General features: G+C 31.7%; 13 protein-coding genes. 4 read left to right on the forward strand and 9 right to left on the reverse strand.

Going from position 1 to position 17,068, the window contains the following annotated elements; genetic code table 11:
• Positions 1-35: 35 nt before the first annotated feature.
• From PL77_RS01055 to PL77_RS32370, 3 genes are all read right to left on the reverse strand, one after another.
• Positions 36-1,163 carry a hypothetical protein gene (locus PL77_RS01055; protein WP_044200771.1) on the reverse strand — a complete coding sequence of 376 codons (1,128 nt, stop codon included), beginning with the start codon at positions 1,161-1,163 and terminating at the stop codon, positions 36-38.
• Positions 1,164-1,346: 183 nt separating this feature from the next.
• Entirely contained in the window at positions 1,347-1,787 is a 441-nt protein-coding gene (locus tag PL77_RS01060) for a hypothetical protein (RefSeq protein ID WP_044200773.1), read from the reverse strand.
• 115 nt (positions 1,788-1,902) lie between these two features.
• Complete coding sequence (locus PL77_RS32370) at positions 1,903-2,580, reverse strand: FKBP-type peptidyl-prolyl cis-trans isomerase (RefSeq protein ID WP_052444074.1); 678 nt, start codon at positions 2,578-2,580, stop codon at positions 1,903-1,905.
• A gap of 262 nt (positions 2,581-2,842) precedes the next feature.
• Between PL77_RS32370 and PL77_RS01070 the strand changes: the two genes are divergently transcribed.
• Positions 2,843-5,281, forward strand: a complete 2,439-nt coding sequence (locus PL77_RS01070; protein ID WP_044200775.1) for a PspC domain-containing protein — start codon at positions 2,843-2,845, stop codon at positions 5,279-5,281.
• A gap of 7 nt (positions 5,282-5,288) precedes the next feature.
• Here the strand turns inward: PL77_RS01070 and PL77_RS01075 are convergent, their stop codons facing one another.
• Complete coding sequence (locus PL77_RS01075; RefSeq protein ID WP_044200777.1) at positions 5,289-7,007, reverse strand: hypothetical protein; 1,719 nt, start codon at positions 7,005-7,007, stop codon at positions 5,289-5,291.
• A 367-nt stretch (positions 7,008-7,374) separates the two neighbouring features.
• On the opposite strand from PL77_RS01075, the gene PL77_RS01080 reads away from it, so the two are divergent.
• Positions 7,375-7,848: an LEA type 2 family protein gene (locus tag PL77_RS01080; RefSeq protein ID WP_044200779.1), complete on the forward strand. Its 474-nt coding sequence runs from the start codon at positions 7,375-7,377 to the stop codon at positions 7,846-7,848.
• Positions 7,849-7,945: 97 nt separating this feature from the next.
• Here the strand turns inward: PL77_RS01080 and PL77_RS01085 are convergent, their stop codons facing one another.
• The 5 genes from PL77_RS01085 to PL77_RS01105 form a co-directional block, all read right to left on the reverse strand.
• Positions 7,946-9,046: a DUF4421 domain-containing protein gene (locus tag PL77_RS01085; RefSeq protein ID WP_044200780.1), complete on the reverse strand. Its 1,101-nt coding sequence runs from the start codon at positions 9,044-9,046 to the stop codon at positions 7,946-7,948.
• A gap of 48 nt (positions 9,047-9,094) precedes the next feature.
• The gene (locus PL77_RS01090) at positions 9,095-9,709 is read right to left on the reverse strand and encodes a hypothetical protein (protein WP_044200782.1); all 615 of its coding nucleotides are present in this window, start codon (positions 9,707-9,709) and stop codon (positions 9,095-9,097) included.
• Between the two features lie 65 nt (positions 9,710-9,774).
• Positions 9,775-10,911: a DNA polymerase III subunit gamma/tau gene (locus PL77_RS01095; RefSeq protein ID WP_044200784.1), complete on the reverse strand. Its 1,137-nt coding sequence runs from the start codon at positions 10,909-10,911 to the stop codon at positions 9,775-9,777.
• Positions 10,912-11,435: 524 nt separating this feature from the next.
• Complete coding sequence (locus PL77_RS01100; RefSeq protein ID WP_044200785.1) at positions 11,436-12,074, reverse strand: YceI family protein; 639 nt, start codon at positions 12,072-12,074, stop codon at positions 11,436-11,438.
• 36 nt (positions 12,075-12,110) lie between these two features.
• Positions 12,111-12,620: an HIRAN domain-containing protein gene (locus tag PL77_RS01105; protein ID WP_044200788.1), complete on the reverse strand. Its 510-nt coding sequence runs from the start codon at positions 12,618-12,620 to the stop codon at positions 12,111-12,113.
• 339 nt (positions 12,621-12,959) lie between these two features.
• Between PL77_RS01105 and PL77_RS01110 the strand changes: the two genes are divergently transcribed.
• Positions 12,960-13,535 carry a hypothetical protein gene (locus PL77_RS01110; RefSeq protein WP_044200790.1) on the forward strand — a complete coding sequence of 192 codons (576 nt, stop codon included), beginning with the start codon at positions 12,960-12,962 and terminating at the stop codon, positions 13,533-13,535.
• A gap of 230 nt (positions 13,536-13,765) precedes the next feature.
• A complete protein-coding gene (locus PL77_RS01115) occupies positions 13,766-17,008 on the forward strand; it encodes a hypothetical protein (protein WP_156152202.1) in 3,243 nt (1,080 codons plus the stop codon).
• Positions 17,009-17,068 lie beyond the last annotated feature (60 nt).

The following is a 17,068-nucleotide window of genomic DNA, read 5'->3' on the forward strand; positions in this document are numbered from 1 at the left end:
AAAAATTGATGGGCATTAATAAAATATACTCTAAATTATAATTGATATAGTCTTTCGGCAATCTCTTTATTATGAGAAAGCCCCATTTTTTTTCTCAATCTAGACTTCGCTACATTGATGGCATTTGCCGTTGTATTTCTTAATTGTGCAATTTCTTTAGAAGACATTCCTAATTTCATGTATGCACATAATTCTCTGTCATTCTTTGTTAAGACTGGATATTGTTCTATCAGTCTTACTGAAAATTCAGCATTGACGTCTTTGATATTTCCTTGTAGCGTATGTAGCTTTTTGTCGGTATCTAATTGTGACCTCAATTCAATGATTATTTTCTGGAGATCTTTCTTGATTTCAGTTTTACTGGTAAGTTCTTCCAACTGTTGGAGTACTTTCTCCTTATTCTTCATTTGAACCAACACATTCGCATTGATACTCTCAATGTCATTTTGTTTTAACGACAATTGATTTTCTAATTCTTGATTCAGGGTACTTAGCTCATTATTTCGAGCTTCCATTTCCTTCTCTGTATTTTTAAGAATTTGATTCTTTTCATTGAAGGCTTCATGTTCAATCGTTTTAGAGTGATTTTGATAAACTCTAATTGTCAAGAATATGATTCCTAAAACTACACCTATTGTGCCAATATGAAAAATTGTGGCCTGCCAATTTTCAATATCAATATAAAATTTGACAGGAAAAAGGATTTTAACGACTACAACAGACAAAATCATAGAAGAAATAATAAAAATTGTTTTACCAGTTAATTGTTGTTGTTTTTGAAAGACCATTAAAATCATTGCAGAAAGTAGAATAAAACTTTCTAAAACCGTACATGGTACAATCAATGTAAAAAAGATGCCAATAAAAGTCATCAAAATCGCATTGAGTTGGATTGACATTTCATACCTTCTATGCTTGATAAGCTTTAAATCTAAAAATAAAGCAGCAATCATAATTGATGGCATAAGAACAGTAACTGTAGTGTTACTTACCAAAAAAAGTAAAGCAGATAGAACTGTCGTTACGATCAAAGCTTTATGACCGATTAGACAAATCTTGTTTTTTAGTACACAACTAGCCAGAGATGGTTCAGCAAAAAAATTATTTTCATGTAAAGCATAAACATCCCTAACCAAAGGACTTTTTGTTTCGAGCGAATTCATTGTAATAGTAATTAGTTAATCATCATTTTACTAATAATATGATGCAAATCTACCATGCTTTCCTCTCTTGCCTTTTCAGTAGTGTTGTAAATAATTTAAACTATGTTGCAACAGTATAAATTATCACTTAAAAAAAAAAGAGGACACATAAAATGTGCCCTCACGATATATTTTTAGATGTTTTTATTTTTTATTGATAGAAATTATTGCGACTCTCACCCCTACTAAAGCATTTTGTGAACTAATCATTTTATCTGTTCCAGCATAAAAAACATGCGTTCCATCCGTCTGCGACATCGGCATTGCTTCATTTTTTAGCTTCATTATTGATTTACCAGAATTATTGACTGTCACCACTGGAGTGAAATCCTCAATATCTTTAACCGACAGATGTATATGCTCTGTATTATTATGTTCAAACTGCTTTTCTAAAAACTCAGTATATTCAATTTCAGATTTTTTAGGAACGACAAAAGAAACCGTTGGATCTTGATCTTCTCCATTTTCAAGAGTAGTGATGATATCCTTTGTGACATCAGTCAAATAATCTTTACTATCTATAGATTGAGCAACAGAAAATTGTGAAACAATAATAGACAAAGCCAATAAAAATATCTTTTTCATAATAGTCCGGTTTTAAATGTTCCTTTAACACTATATATAAACGGATTTGTAAGGAAAAAGATTCTTATTTAAATGAAAAAGTTTCTTCGAATTGAAGTATTAAGTTGCATTAACACTATTTCACTCCAATCACCTCAATATCAAAGAATAACGTGGAGTTTGCAGGTATTGGTCCAATTGCTCTAGAGCCATACCCAAGTTCCGCTGGAATCAACAACATTGCTCTCGATCCAACAGGTAAATTCATCACACCTTCATCCCATCCTTTGATGACTTCACCCACTCCAACATTGAACTCAAACGGTCTGTTTCTATCTCGTGAAGAATCGAACTTTTTACCATCTTCTAAAAGACCAGTATAATGTACGGTTACTTTTTGTCCTTTTTGTGGCTTTTCTCCATCTCCCTTTGTTAAAACTTTTATCCCTAAACCAGAAGGTAAAAATTCATAACCAATTTTAATTTTTTCATCATTCCAAACCTCTATTGCAGTTTGTATAAATAACAACTCAATTGCAGAGATTTTCAATTTCTTATTAGTGACCATTTTTTTGTAAGAAAGAGGGTCTGATGACTTATTGAAATCAAAATCAATTCGAAGTTCTTTCTTTTTTCTATCCATATAAAAATAAGATTTACCTTCTTTAAATTTTGCACACAACCCCTCAAAACGTGTGTCAGTATAACAAAAATCAACTTCTTCTGACGCCGGATTACACTTATCGCATTGAGCATAAGCTGAAACTGAAAAAATGAACGAAAGAATTGTTGTTAGGAATAAAAAATTTTTCATGTCTAAATTAATGCGTAATTCAAATATTTTAAATCAAATATACAAGAGCTATCAAATATTAAAGAAAATTGTGTTCAAAATGTACAAAAATGAACAGTTCTTAATTTTATAATTAATTCACGACTAAAGCATAATCAACAGCTTAATCATTGATTACCAGATGTTTAATAATCATAAAATTACAAAGTAGCAAAATTGGTCAAATTTTAGATTTGATTGTTTATACTAGTAAGTTGAAAACCATATCATCTAATCACTTTTTATGATTCACAATAATGTACATATAGGAAATAATGTCTTCAAAATCACTGAAGATGCTAAATCACTTTTGGATAGCTACAGAAGTGCCTTATATGAGCATTTAAAAAATTTCAACAATTCTGAGATCATCATTAAAGAGATTGAATACAAATTAGCTGAGCTTCTTTTACCTTATATTGAAAGTGAATTTGACTTTCTTAAAGAAGATGATGTCAAACAAGCTATATTGATTATAGGTCTTCCTGATGGATACACTATTCCGGATTTACAGAAAGAACCTGAATCTCAATCTCAGTCAATTTATAATGAAACTGTTTCTTCTTTATCTCAAAAATTTAAAAATCTTTACAGAGATATCGATAGACAACAAATCGGTGGTGTTGCTGCCGGTATAGCAGATTCACTTAAAATTGATCCATTATGGATCAGACTTTTATTGATTTTACCTCTCTTCATCTTAGGGACAACTAAAGGGCCTCTGTTGACAATTGCCATTGCATATTTAGTAGGCTGGTTATTACTACCAGAAAAAAGAAATATTCAAAGAGATGAAAATGTAAGAATCTTCTTTAGAGATAAAGAGAAAAAAATCTTTGGTGGTGTTGCTGCAGGTCTCAGTAATTACCTTGGCATTGATATTAATTGGATTAGGTTAGGGTTGATATTCTGCACATACTTTTTCAATGAATTAATACTTATATATGCCGTTATATGGACTGTCACCCCTTATTCAAGAAGTTTAAAAGATAAATTCCAAAGTAAAGGTGTTCAATTCAACCTTACAGAAATTGAAGCATATCTTACGAAAACTTTCGAAAACACGAACTTCTCTAGTGAATACTTTAATAGTATCTATCAGAAGATTGAGAATACCAACTTTAAAGTAAATGCGAGTCCTTTACTTTATAAGCTTCTAAGAGGTGTTTGTTTCTTAATTGGAGCTGTATTATTCATCACAACAATCACAATGGTTTTTACAGCTATTCCAATATTAGGTATTAGCTTAAAGATTATTCCTTTATACTCAATCTTTGATTATATCAGTGAAGACATTGCCAATGAAGTCTTATTTGAGTATGATCACAACCTACTCAATACCATTCAATACAGTATACCCAATACCACTGCCATTATCAGTGCTTTACAATTTACTGTATTCACGATCTTGTTATTTGTCATAAGCACCTCTTTGATTACGTTCAAAAAGAATGTCAATAACAGCTTTCTATTTGGATTAATTACTTCAAACATTGTTTTCACTATCTTGCTTTTAACTGCTTTGAACATGTCAGTTCATAATTTTGACAATCAGGCAACACACAAAGAAGAAGTAATGCTACCACTTAACCCTATGCCTTTAGAATTAAAAATGGAAAAACTAGGTAATATTCCATTGAATGAGACAAAGGTTTACATTAATGGTTATGATGGTGATAAATTAAAACTTGTATTTTTACAAGAGGCATTAGGAAAGACGAGAGAAAGAGCAATTATAAATGCAAAAGCAATAGACTATACTTCAAAAGTAGAGGCAAATAGCATTACACTAGGTTCTCATTTTTCTTTTCCAAGAGGCGTCAAATACAGAATGCAATCTTTACAACTATTCATTTATGTTCCACATGGTAAAGAGTTTACTATTGACGATAAAATCAAAGAAAAGATAAAAGAGCAAGATATAGAATTCAAACATTACGATAAAAATAGATTTCTAATGTTCGACACCGATGACATTTGCCATTCAGTTGACAAAGAAGATCTCTATGATATTCAGAACAGCGTCAAATTTTCACGCCGTTCAAATAATAATCCTCTAACTAAACATAGTGCTTCTTTAGCATCAGATAAGAAAAAACTTCACATAAAAATATCCCCTACCGATTCATTAGAAATCTACGGAAACTTTAAAGTAGATATAAATTTTGATGAGGATATTGAATTCACAAATATCAACATAAATAGTGATCAATACTTAGTCAAAACTATTAATAAAACGCTTAAAATTTATCCTTTAAATGAACTTGACAATAACGATGAGCATACTTTGAAGATTTCCTCTCCAAAAGATATCGCATTTATAAAGTTTAATGGAAAAGGCGACTTAGACCTTGCGAAGTGTAATGTAGATACCGTAAAGCTAGAACTAAATGGAAATATTGAAGCTAATGTTGATATTGAAAGTGAGTTCTTATATACAACACTAATAGGGTCGTCTAACCTTACTTTAAACGGTAAAAGTCAAAAAGCATTTATTTTTGCAAATGATGGGTCACAAATTGAAGGGAAAGATTTTATCACACAAGAAGTAAAAGCAAAAGCAAAAGGAGTTTCAAAAATAGAAATTACTGCTGAACAGAATGCTACTATTTTTCAAACTCCTTTAAGCAAAGTGACGATATTAGGAGACCCTATTCACTTTGAAAAACACACACAACGTTAATTTATCTCTATGAGCGGTTTACGATCGCTTTTCTGTGTACTCTCCAAGCATTCAAACCTCTCACTTTTTTAGCTTCACCATAGCTTGACAATGATATTTTAGGACCACTTGTTCCATTGTCTGACATGTACTCATCAAACATCATAGCCAAGTTCATGTTTAGTGTTTTTTTCGCATCTTCTTCATCAACAAACTCAAAATCTGCCGATGTATCATCGATAACTTTTACTTTATAAACATGCTTGTAGGTCAGTTTCTTTGAGGATAAGTTCGTCAAAAAGCCATTTCCATCCGGTTCTGCATAACATATTTCAATGTAATTGCTATTGGTGATTTCATCTTCCTCTTCTGTAGCAACTACTGTTTGCTTTGAGACACTACTAGATACTGACGACGAAGACTCCCCTTTCTTACCTTTGATCTCATTGACTGTAATAAACAATTCATGTTGTTTGTCTTTTACTTCTGTAAACGAACTATTAATCTTATCAGTAAGTTTATCAATGTATGATTTATTGGTAGAAATCTCATCTCTCAACATAGTTTGCAACTCCTGTTGTCTTCTAGTCATTTCATCAGACACAGTATTCACTTGCACTACTTCGTTATCGAATTTAGAATTAAGCTGATCAATCTTTTCTGAAATATTTTCTTCGATCAGATTCATCTTGTCTCTTAATTCCAGACGTTCACCTTTGATTTTTGTAAATCTTAGATCAATTTTCTTCAACTCATTACCATGATCATCAGTCAAGAAGCTAATTTCTTTATTTAACTTCTCAAGTTGTTTTGAAAATGATTGAAGTGCATCGTCTTTAACATATTCATCCTTGATATCAATAATATTTCTTTCTACTTGGTCCAGACGAGAGAAAAACTCACGAACGGATTCCTTATTAAAAGAAGATTCATTGACCTCAGAAATTTGAGCAGAAACGGCATTTAGTTTTTCTTCAAGAGCATCAAAAACTTCTGTTAGTTCCTTCTTTCTTGATTTTTGTAAAACATCTATCTGTTCCTCTAGTTTTTCAATTTTCTTTAAACTTGATTCTAAAATCAGAATTTTCTCTTGATCTTCTTTTTCTTTAGAATCAAGTCTTTTATTTTCTGTCTCAAGGTCATTAATTCTTTGCTCAAGAATTTGAAACCTCTGTAAAAACTCAACTTGTAATAGTTTGATAGGTTCATCAACAGGAGTATTCGACTCATGTTGTTCTTTATTTATCTCACTATTTTCTTCATTCTGATCTTCATGATCAGACTCCTGTAAATTCATCATCAAAGCAAAAATAAAGTTTGCTGTTTTAGTATCCGAGACAAATAATGTTACATCATTAACGGATTTTGCTTCCAAAATATTAGAATAATTATCTACGATTTCACTTTTGTAAGCAAATAATCTATCCATGTCCCATTTAGGAGTTCTATTCGACAAAGAATACAACTCGCGGCAAATATCGTCAAAAATTAATTCATCAAGGTCATTATATTCAATAAAATCTTTCTTTGAATACAAGTTTACTCCTCTCCCCTTAAGTTTAAAACATTGTTTACCATCCCCAATATTACCTTTTCCTTCTTTTAACAAAGAGTAAAAACGGTAAACTGAAAATTCAATAATTTGAAAAAAAATGTTTCTTTTATCAGGTTGAATCATCGATGATATAGTCATATTTTCCTTAGCAAACCTTGGATTATTATTGGCTGCAAATTTAATGTAATTCATTTAATAAAGAATAGATTAATAAATCGTTAACATGTATTCACATTGGACTTATAATCTAAATTGAAGCAGTTATAAACGATCTGAATATTTTTTTCAATTTAGCTCTTACTTTACTTTATAAGAAAAAGACTAGTTTATATTCCTGTTTTAAAGTATTTAATTTATAGTATTTCTTGGATAGGTTATAATATAGTACAGGTTTTTGATTTAAAATAAAGAACAACTTACATTCGTTTTCATTCGGAAAATGTAACTTTTCGTCACATTAGGTGCTTTATGAATTATACCTTATTTTTGACAAAAGGACATGTTACAATATCCTACATGTCAACTCTTAATTAATTAAACTTTTTTAAACGCTAAAAAAATGAACTTTAAAAGTCTATTTCAATACTTTTTAACAAGCTTATTATTATTATCTCTTACTTCATGTGGACCTGAAGCTCCTGAATTTGTCACATTAAAAAATATGGAGATGTTCTCTCTTGAGGATGGGAATTTCGTTGTTAAAGCTGAAGCGGTTCTTTATAATCCAAATAGTGTTTCCATCACTATAGATGAAATACATGTAGATGTATTAGTGAATGGCAATAATATAGGTTCAGTGAACCAAAACCTTACTTCAGAAGCAAAAAAACAATCTGAATTCTCCTTACCACTCGAAGTTCAGTTTCCTCCAAAAGCTTTATTTTCAAATTTATTGGGCGGTATCCTAAATATGGCAACAGGTGAAGACTTTGAGGTAAGATATACTGGCTATGTTAAAACAAAAGCTCTTGGTGTTTCATTTAAGGTGCCTTTTGACCAAAAAGAAACAATAGGATTGAATATTCTAGACTAAATAATATTTTAAAAAAGGCTGGTTCAACTTAAGCATATGAACCAGCCTTTTTCTATGTTAGAGGTCATAGATTTTTACAAATCAAAAAAGCCTAAATTTATCTGTCAGATGTTTTCTTTGCTGAGTTTTTCAGAATAGGTAATCTATCCATAATCCAATCTAATGGAGGAACATCCCAATCAAACCTTTTCACAATATTTACCCGAAATTGCCCCATCCAATAGAGTTCTGATGAATCATCTTCTATGGCGATATTATAAGATTCAATAACGGCAGAAACTCCTACAAAATACCTCCTGTTATTATACCCCAATGCTACTCTGGAATTTAACTTGAAACCAGTATTCCATATATCTTCATTTATTCTTTCATTAGGCGTTTCATACGTGGTATTCCCATAGTTCAAACCATATCCCACAGCCAAAGCTCCTGTAAAAAAGAATCGTTTATTCATGATCAGTGAAAAGGCATAACCACCCATAACACCTCCACTGCCATAAAGACCTTTTACAATATTATTTTTCAATTGATACTTATCTCTTATATCATAAGGAATCAAAGAAGAATCTGCTTTAATTTGCACGAAATTAAGATAAGGACCATACAAAAGAGAACCCGCTGTTTTCTTTTGCACTTCTGTTTGAGCAAAGGCTGCTCGGAATGAGAATTTCTCATAATTCTGTACAAAAAGAGTCGACATTCCATAAGTATTAACGGTCATATCACCTCTTAATTCGGTCGGTTCTTTACTGTTAGGTGTTCCTAAATTTTGAGATTCAGAAACATAAAAACCATTATAAAATTGTACTCCAACATCTATAGCCACTTTTCTGCCATAAACATAAGTTCTCATATCTAGTTTATTGGTTTCCCCAAACTTATCATTATCGTCATTGATAAAAGGGAAATTTAGGCCAATATTGATTCCTAACCCTCTATAAGTAAAACCAAAACCTAGATTTAGGTTACCATTCGGGGAATACACTATCCTTTGAGAATTATTATTATTACCTGTAACTACTAAACTGTTAAACTTGTAAACTGAGTACAACCTTAAGTGCAAATCAGTATTGTAGGATTTATAAAACGTAGTGTCATGATCCAAAACGGTTTGGATAGAGTCACTTTGTGCATAAACAGTGTAATAATTATTACAAATTGCAAGTGATAAAGTTAATATGAGTACATAAGTTTTCAATCAATAGTACGTCTGTGAGTCTAAAAATGACGGGGATGAATTTAGTTATTAATCAAAATCAAGACCTAATTTCTGCTGTAAAGTTTTCAAAGCAGGGTATTTATCTTGTAAGAATTGTAATTTATCTTGAGGCGAATATAAGCGTTTTGGCTCTTTACTTTCCTCAATTTGTATCAATTTTGTTGAAATTTCAATCGTTTCATTCTTCAACTCAGTTCTAAGCTGTCTTAACAACTCAGGCCTAACAATATTCAAATGTTCACTTTGGATTGTATTTGTAATTTCAACAATAATATTCAGTTGACTATCGAGTGTAATTTCATTCTCATCTAAAAGAATGCTAGCAAATTTACTTTTCCCATTTTCTCTATACTGATCAGCGAAAGATGTCCAAACCTTTTTCGCCTGCTCTAACGTAAAAGATTGTCCGATTATAACCTTACCCTTTTTAGGTTTTGTATTCCCAAAACGAGATGGTGCCGGTGGAGGTGTTGGTTGCTGAGGTGTATTTGGAATTGAACTTGAAGCCGTCTGCTGTTGCTCAGAAGCTTTAATGCTCTTTGCTTTATTAGACAGCCCTGATTTTAATTGCTCTAAATTGCCAGATACTTTTGTAGTCGTTTGAATATGTATTTTATTCTCTTGTTCTGTTAGTTCACTCACAAGAGATTTTTTCTCAACAGTCTTTTTTTCTTTATTTAATGCGTTTTGTTTGGCTTTAAGTTCAGCTAATCTTTTTTTTTTATTTCTATCTGAGCTAAACGAATGGCTTTGTTTACATGGGCCATTTTCATTAACGCCAACTCTACATGCAAGCGCTGATTTTTACTTTCTTTGTATTTAGTATCACAGTCACTTCCTATATTTAATGCTGTCATAATGAAAGACATTGGAACTTCTTTCGCTTGCTGATCGTATCTTTGCTTAACAGAATCAGAAACATCCAACAATTCCAAGGTCACTGCATCTTTACAGACTAAAATATTTCTGAAGTGTTCTGCTAATCCATTGATAAAATTATGACCATCAAAACCTTTTCTCAAAATCTCATCAAAAATCATCAATGCTTGGGATGCATCTCCTCTATTTAAGAAATCGGTTAATTTGAAATAATAATCATAATCCAATATATGAAGGTTATCTACTGTAGTTTGATAATCAATCACATTATTATTGGAGAAAGTAACAATCATATCAAACATTGATAATGCATCTCTCATACCTCCATCTGCTTTTTGAGCGATAAGGTGTAGGGCATCATCATCTGCTTTTATACCTTCATTACCAGCAATTTTAGAAAGCTGTCCCACTATTTCTTTCACCGTAATTCTATTGAAATCAAAAATTTGACAACGTGACAAGATTGTAGGTAAAATCTTATGCTTCTCAGTTGTTGCTAAAATGAAGATAGCATAAGAAGGAGGTTCTTCTAATGTTTTAAGAAAAGCATTAAAAGCTGCTGTAGATAACATGTGTACCTCATCAATGATATACACTTTTTTCTTCCCAGGTTGAGGTGCATATCTTACTTGTTCAATTAAGTTTCTAATATCTTCTACAGAGTTATTAGAAGCTGCATCAAGTTCAACAATATTTAATGAGGCATTATTATTAAAACTTGTACATGAAGCACACTCATTACAAGGATCTCCTTCTTTAGAAAGATTATCACAATTTATAGTTTTGGCAAGGATTCTGGCATTGGTCGTTTTACCCACACCTCTGGGACCACAAAATAAAAACGCTTGTGCTAAGTGATTACTTAATACAGCATTCTTTAATGTGTTTGTGATATGTTCTTGACCAACAACAGTTTGGAATGTATTGGGACGGTACTTACGAGCCGAAACAACGAAATTATCCATAAAATCCTTTTCAGTTTCTAAAAATATTGAGTACAAAGTTAAAAAAAAGTGAGTCAGTTGAAATGTTTATCTACTTTTTCTTTTCAAACGAAGTATAACAATTTGATGAATATTTAATAGAAGAACACTTCAATTGCCAATTCCATTGCACTATTTAAATATATTTTATAATGATATATTATTTAAGGAAAATAATTATTAAATTTGTATTGTAACAAAAAGTTCTTTTCACTAAGACTTTTTACAACAAATGGAATCTGATATCGAATAGATATAATTTTTATAAACGACTAGAGACAAATTTCCAACTAATTATAAAGACATAAAATTAGAACTTTACTAATCAGACTTTTAAAGATTAATAATCTAATTTAAAAAGACAAACTTTCAATTAATCAAAAGGCCACTAAATAATAGTGGCCTTTATTTTTTGTTTTAAACATAAAAAAAAGAGCTGACTTCAAATAAAAAGCCAACTCCTTCTCTTTCTTTCCTACCCTCCCATTTGAGAAGAATAGTTTTATCTATTGTGCAAGTTTTGCTTTCACAAAAAGCTCAACATCAGACCATAACTTTGATTGTCCGTCTGCTCCTTTGTGTAAGTCATAACAAACTTTATTCAACGCGTTAATTGCATCTAGACCATTCCAAGTTGCAACATCAATTGAACCTTTCATCACGACAACGTTTTTATCCGCTTTAGCAACAAGCTCAACATCTTTCGTCATATCATTCATTGTGATGCTAACAGTAGCTTTACCATTGCTCACTGACTTTACTTCACCTTTAATCGTTTCATTATTGGCTAAAGTACCGAAGAAATATTGAACGATTTTACCGTTTCTTCCCTTATCATTCGTCTCAATAGAGCTTACAGGAATTGAAAAAGTTAAACCTGGTAAAATATCAATAGCATTACTAACTTCTGCTGTTTTAGGTGTTACATCAAACTCTAAGAACTTTCCTCCAACACCTACTTTATCAGTAGTTTTAAATGCAGTAAACGAAACAACAGTTCCATTAGGGTCATAAGAGTATTTTGCTTCTGACTTCACCTCTTCATTTGAAGATGAAGAGGAAGTTTCACTTGATTGATTAGGTGCTGAGCAACTTACTGCTGCAATTAATAAAGCTCCGATAAGATAATTAACTAACTTACTCATTTGTTTTATAGATTATTTAGTTGTTTTACAAACTGTTTAAAGTGGTTGTTTTAATTTGCGACTATAGCGTTGTAATGCTATTTCAACTTCAAAGTTGTCTTTTTCTTTATAAATTTTCAAGATTTTTGCCTCCACTAATGATTGACTTTTCAATCTTGATTTAACTTCTACTGAAATATCCATATCAAGAAAACCGATTTGTTCATCGTTCAACCTTACTACTTTTATAGCAGAACTATCAAAACGGTTCAACTCATCTGGAAGTAACATCAATAATTCTCCCTCTTTGGTTTTTTTGATTATTTCTTGTCTGTTAACACCCGTGTCTTCATTGTCGTATTTTGTACCTGCTACTTTCGTGATTTGAGGTTCTAACTTTTTAAGATTAGAAACATCATTGAATCGCTTAAGATAAAGTTGGTATTTCTTCTTTGCTTCTTCTTCTTGTTTTTTAAGAGCTTGCTTTTTTGACTTATTCTTTAACCTCAGAAAGAAAATAAAAATGATAATTACGGCAATTATTATTGACCAATTGGTTAGCGACATAAATTTACTAGTTTAAATTTGTTCGAAAATAATAGATTATTAAATGTCAAAAAATAGGAAAATATAAATATTGAATAATTCTTTAAAAAATTAAATTAATTGGATGTTTATCGGTCAAATTATAAACAATTCTGTAAAAAATATTTGTATTATCATTATCTTTAATCGTAGAAAAAGCATTTGTTATGGTTAATAAGCACCAGGACAAGAATTATACGGGATAAAAGAATAGATTAAAACGAAGAGAAAACGTTTTTGAGTGACTGCATCTTAAAATGTTTCTTCCTTATATACCCCGAAAATAGTGATCCTAGTACTAACCACAAGATTATTTAAATAATGGACATTCAAGAACTCATTTTTTCAGTTATAGGCTTAATTATTTACTGGTATTTATCAAATCTTGGAAAGAAAAAGAATGATAAAAATAAGAATAAAAATATCAATCAAGAGACTATCATTCCTCCAACCAATGAAGGAGAATTAGAGCAAACCGAAGAAACCAAAACTTACCAAAGAGAAGAGGTTAAAGCGCCAAGTTCATTTACCGATTTATTGAATATTCTATCTGACCCAGGTAAAATTCAATCTCGACAAAGAGATATCAATCCATTAGACCCTCAAAAGTCGGAAGAAAGATTATTACGTGACCTTGATCAATACAGTCCCAATAATGTAGCTGAAGACACTTATGAATCTGGAATGGATCAATATTATGATGATCAAGATGACTATCAATGGCAAGACGATTTTTCAAATGCTGATCTTGACAAAGAGAAAATAGAAAAGGGTAAATCCATTACAAAAAGTAAAAAACCTAAGAAGAAGAAGAAAGTGGCCCAATTATTTAAGAACCCTAATAGAATCAGAGATGCTTTTATTATGAATGAAATCTTAATGAAAAAGCACGAATAGGTATTAAGATAGAATATCAATCAATTGACGATTGATACTTATAAAGCCAATTTCATAAATCAAGGTCGATTATTTTTTTAGAAATAAAGGTATGTTTTCTCTAATCTTCAAATATTAAACTACTTCAATTGTCATCATCTTTGATCATCTGAATATTTGAAAGATTGATTAATTTTTTAGGATAGTCCAAACATACCCAATGTAGGAGCTCAATACTACTTTTACACACTATGAAAAAAATATTGCTCAGTATGGTTGGAGGCCTTTCATCAGAATGGCCTCGAATAGCAGCACTTTTAACGTTAGGTTTTTTTACCGGTATTTTCATGGCAAGCTACAGTGTTGCCATCAATACCTTATTCATATCTAAGTTTGGAAACGAGGATGATTTCCCTTTAGCATTAGTTACTCAGGGTGTATTGGGTATCATTTTCACAATTCTTTTCTCTAAACTTCAAAACCTCATAGGTTTCCGTACCCTAGTGTACTATACTTCATTTATCATTTTTGCGATTATTGGAAGTATCACTGGAGCTTTAATCCTTCTAGATGAAAATCAATGGGTCGTATTCTTTGGGTTTGCGACTCTTGGGCCTATTGCATCCATTTCCTTATTGATTTTCTGGGGAGCTTTTGGGCGTCTTTTTAACTTTTCACAAAGTAAACGTTTGTCAGGTGGCATTGATACAGGTCAAGCTGTAGCAACTATTTTAGCCTTTTTCTCTGTCCCAATCATTCAAAGTCTACTTCCCTCCTTTTCTTACTTATCACTTGTAGGTGCAGTCTCCTACTTAGGTTGTCTTGTTTCAACGATTTACATTTTAAGAAAGTTCAAAATGCATGCTGCTGAAGCATTGACAGTCGATGAACATAAAAAGGAACCACATAAAAGAGTACGCCTACGTGATTATAAGAAGTACTTTTTAATCATTAGTACTTTTGTGATGTGTTCAAGTTTCTCTGCTGCATTTGTAGATTATTCATTTGTGACTGTTACACCACAATACTTTTTAAAAGAACAAGAATTAGCCAACTTTCTTGCCTTCTTTGAAGCATTCGTCATTATCGTTTCCTTCTTAGTACAAACATTTTTGAATGATAAAATCTTAGAAGTTTATGGACTTCAATATTCATTAATGCTCTTACCTGGCATATTGGTCTTCTTTGGAGTGATTGATTTAGTAATTGGAGGTTTATTTGGACATAGTAAAGAGTCTGGTGCCTTTCTCATGTTTTTCCTCATTATTTCAATGTCGAAACTCGTAACAGATGCATTGAGGGACTCTTTAGAAAGCCCTACAGTCAAAATATTCTTCTTCCCTCTTCCTACGGAAATTAGATATGAAGCACAAACATTAGTAGAAGGAACTGTAGCTCAAATGTCAACTTTAGGCGCGGGTATACTTATGATCATCATCTCCAGAATGGGAGGTTACAATATTTTGTACAATAACTTCGTCATTTTTGCTATTGTAGGTCTTTGGGTATTCATTACCTTTAAAATGTATGCTCAATATCGTATTTCCCTTCAAAACTTACTGGCAGCTAATTCTACTGAGAATGCTTATTTAGATGAACAGGGAAAAAGATTCCAAAACAATAAAATTCAAAACTTATTACAGACTAGGTGGAACTCTGTTTCAACCAAACTATCGCCTCTACTCTTTAAATTAATTGAACGCCTTGATATTTTTCTTTTCCGTTCAATTTTATCAGAGAAAGGAAATCTTTTAAGGTTCGTGAATAAGAGAATTGCTTTAAGTAAAATTAAGGAGTATCGTATTTATGAAAGCACTGATGCTTTACACGAGTTTGTACATGGAACCTTTGATGATGATGAATTGATTGAAGTTGCAGAGTCATTAGCTACAGAATTAAAAGCTGAAGTACTTCTTGAAAGTGACATTGATAATATCATCGAATTAGCGAAATCTCCTGATCCTAAAAGGAGAATGAAAGCTTCAAGACTAATTTTCAATTTTTACGATGAAAAATTAGAAAATACAGTTTCTAAACTCATTAGAGATTACAATTATGATGTGAGAGTGGAAGCTATGTCATTGGTGGGCTATCACAAAATTGCAAGCCTTATTCCAGTACTAGTAGAGCGTTTATCCATTAAAGGTGATGAAAGGGTTGCCTTATCTGCAATTATTGCAGTGGGTAAAGAAGGTGCAAAAATATTAGAAAATGCCTTTCACAAAAATGGCCAAATTCAACAAACGAAACGACTAATTCTTCAAGCCTATGCCAAAATTGGCAGCGAAGAATCTGTTCAGCTTTTATCCGAAAAGATCACTTCTCCAGAGAGACGAATATCCTACGAAGCCCTCTCGCTTTTAAGTGCTTTAGGATGGAACGCTGAGGATGAATATCAAATATTATTCTTAAAAGAAGCTTTAAAAAGAGAAGCAAACAACTGTTATTGGAATATTGCAGTCTCTTTAGAACTCGAAGACAATAAAGAAAATGTATTAGTACAAAGAGCTATTCAATCTGAAATTATCAGCAATTATAATCAGATGTTCCTTTTATTAGATATGCTTTACGATAGAGGTTCATTAAAACTAATCCGTAGAAACTACGAATTAGGCACTGCTGATAGTATCGGTTATGCTGTTGAACTTCTTGATGTTTTAATTGATGAAGATATCAAAGGCTATGTACTTCCATTGTTTGAAGATGCTTCTGCCGAGGAAAGAGTTAAAAAGCTTCAAGACTTATATTACAGAGAATCTTATACAAGTGATTATGCTTTAGTCAGGCTTGCAACAAGAGATCCAAACTGGCTTTCTTCTTGGGTGAGAGCTACGGCTTTGTATGCGTTAGCACATAAACCTAGAATCTGTAATCCAAGTATGTTGGTTGGGTTCCTTTTTGATACAAATAAATTAATTTCTGAATTATCAGCTTGGATCTTAAAAGTAAACTTCCCTGATGTTTTAGAGGAATCTTTCCATAGATTAGAACATAAAGTAGAATCAGATTTAAGAGAACTTGTAAGAGATGTTGATAGCTTAGACTGGAAGACCACTCCGAAATTCACGTTTTCAAAAGCTTTATTTTTCTCGAATATCACTGAATTCCATAACCTATCTGGTGATGAACTTTCTGACTTAGCAGAGATTTCTAACTTAAGGTTTATTGAGAAGGGAAAAACAATTATCAGTGCTGAAAAACTAAAAGAGGAAGGACTTTATGTTGTAAAAGAAGGAGAAATTGCCATTGGAAATGGGGATGCTCATACCTTGTTGTATAAGAGAGGAACAATGATTGGAACTTATATTTCTACTAAAGCAGATGCTTGGATTGGAAATATGTACACCCTCACCGATAGTTATGTGTATGAGATAGATGAAAAATCATTCTTTTTACTCCTAGCCACTGATATGCATATGGTAGAAATCATCATGGATAATGTAAGAAGAGCTTTCCGTACCTCTATCAACCTACAAAAAGTAGCCTTAGAGTAAATAACCTATATCATGTTATAAGTTATTTTAAACAAAAGAAGGCTGACTCACAATTTAATG

Origin of the sequence: Flammeovirga sp. OC4 (assembly GCF_000812565.1) — a bacterium.
Classification (GTDB): Bacteria; Bacteroidota; Bacteroidia; order Cytophagales; family Flammeovirgaceae; genus Flammeovirga.